Origin of the sequence: Collinsella aerofaciens (assembly GCF_015560135.1) — a bacterium.
In the GTDB taxonomy this organism is placed as follows: Bacteria; Actinomycetota; Coriobacteriia; order Coriobacteriales; family Coriobacteriaceae; genus Collinsella; species Collinsella aerofaciens_AN.
The window spans coordinates 1-2,208 of sequence record NZ_JADMRH010000043.1 but is presented as its reverse complement, the minus strand read 5'-3'; the positions used below and the strand labels follow the sequence as shown (position 1 = coordinate 2,208).

At 56.7% G+C, this 2,208-nt stretch carries 1 protein-coding gene; it reads right to left on the bottom strand.

Translation table 11 applies throughout. The features are described 5' to 3' along the window. Window positions 1-212: 212 nt before the first annotated feature. Window positions 213-1,907, bottom strand: coding sequence for a phospho-sugar mutase (locus tag I2H19_RS09805; RefSeq protein ID WP_055310777.1), 1,695 nt, complete (start codon window positions 1,905-1,907; stop codon window positions 213-215). Window positions 1,908-2,208: the final 301 nt, after the last annotated feature.

Sequence of the window (2,208 nt, the reverse complement as noted above, 5' to 3'; positions counted from 1 at the left end):
TCAAGGTGCACGCTTTGCGGCTCATCCGGTCCGACCGGGCCGCGCGGCAAGGAGATATATTGCCAGACCGGAGGGGCCCCGGGGGCGGGAATCTGGGCGTACACATTTCCTACACATATAAGTAGTCTCGGCTGGCTGGTTAAAAACAGGAGGGGACCTCGCATCCGAGATCCCCTCTTTCGCCCATCTATAGCAATAGACTCTTAAATACCTTATGCCAGCAGCTTGCGACCGGACTCCTCGATCGCGTCAAGTGCTGCATCTGCCTCGGCGGCATCCGCGCCCTTAGCGAAGATGTACAGCTTAATCTTGGGCTCGGTGCCGGAAGGACGAACAATACCCTTGTTGCCACCCTCAAGATCGAACTCAATAACATTAGCCTTCGGCAGGCCGTTCACGCAGGTGTTGTAATCAACGACGGCCTCAATCTTGGAACCGGCGAGCTCCGCGGGCGGGTTCTCGCGCAGACCGGCCATGATGCCGGCCATCTTTGCCGCACCCTCAGCACCCGGATAGCTCAGCGAAATCGTCTTGTTGTGATAGTAGCCATACTTCTCGTACAGCTCGTGCATCGCGTCGGCAAGGTTCTTTCCCTGGAGCTTGTAATACTGCGCCATCTGGCAAATCAAAAGCGAAGTGCTCACGGCGTCCTTGTCGCGCACGTGGTCGCCGGCCAGATAGCCGTAGCTCTCCTCAAAACCGAAGATAAAGCGATCGACCTCGCCAGCATCGGAAAGAGAAGTAATGATGTCGCCGATGTACTTGAAGCCCGTCAGGCAGCGACGGAGCTCAAAACCGTACTCGTCGGCCAGAGCGTCAACCATGGCGGAAGAAACGATAGTAGTGACAGCAACCTTCTTAGTGAGGTCCTCACCGCGAGCAGCGCGGGTCTTGCAGATATAGTCGAGCAGCAGAACGCCCATCTCATTGCCGGTCAGCAGCAGATAGTCATCGCTATTCTTAACGGCAACGCCAACGCGATCGGCGTCAGGATCGGTTGCAAGCAGCAGATCAGGGTGAACCTGCTCGCACAGGTCAATGCCCTTCTGCATGGCCTGGCGAATCTCGGGGTTAGGATACGGGCAGGTCGGGAAATCGCCGTTAGGCTCCTTCTGCTCGGGAACAACCGTGACATCGGTGATGCCAGCGCGCTCGAGCACCGTCGTGACGGGAATGAGGCCGGTGCCGTTGAGCGGAGTGTAGACGAGCTTAAGCGGAGCGCCAGCGATCTCCTCGGCAGAAAGGTTGGTCACGCCGCGGGCGAGAACGGCGTCATAATAACGCTCGAGGCACGAGTCATCGATCCATTTGACCAGACCCTGCTCAAGAGCCTCATCGAAGTCCATGGACTTCACGCCGGTAAACGTATCGGTCTCGGCGATAGCCTTAGAAATTGCATCGGCAGCCTCGCTGGTAATCTGGCAGCCGTCGGGGCCATAGGCCTTATAGCCGTTATAAGGCGCTGGATTATGACTAGCGGTCATGCAAATGCCACCGGAGCACTTAAGGTCACGGACGGCCCAGGAAAGCGTCGGCACGGGAGAAATCTTAGGATACACGAGAGCAGTCACGCCGTTTGCGGCAAGAATGGCAGCCGTCGTCTTAACGAACAGTTCACCCTTATTGCGGCTATCGCGAGCGATGGCAACCGTCGGATGCTCGAAGGTCGCATTGAGATAGTCAGCAAAACCCTGCGTCGCGCGACCAACCGTATAGATATTCATACGGTTAGTGCCTGCACCGATAGTGCCACGTAGACCGGCGGTACCGAAGGCGAGATCTTGGAAGAAAGCGTCGGTGATGGCGTCTTCGTCACCCTGCTCCTTCATCGTGTTGAGCTCAGCGAGGAGCTCCTCGTCCTTGACATTGGCAATCCAAGTATCAAGCAGCTCATGAACATCTGCCATGTGAGTCCTTCCGTCACAATCAATAAAACAACCCGTGTAAAACAGGACAAGCGCATCAGCGCGCTAAAGCAAATATTAGTCCATTGAGAACAGAGAACCGGCCACAGAACGGTGAACGTTTATATTCACCGGTGGATGATTGGATTGATTTAATTACTTAGTGAATGCCGCCTTTAACGCAAAAAGGGGGGGCCGCGAGGCCTCCCCCTTCTCCATGTCATCCGACGGCTCGGTGCCGTCCACCGGTCAGCGGCGCCCTGGCCTCCCACGGGCTGACCCCGCAGTACTCTCGGCGCGATGG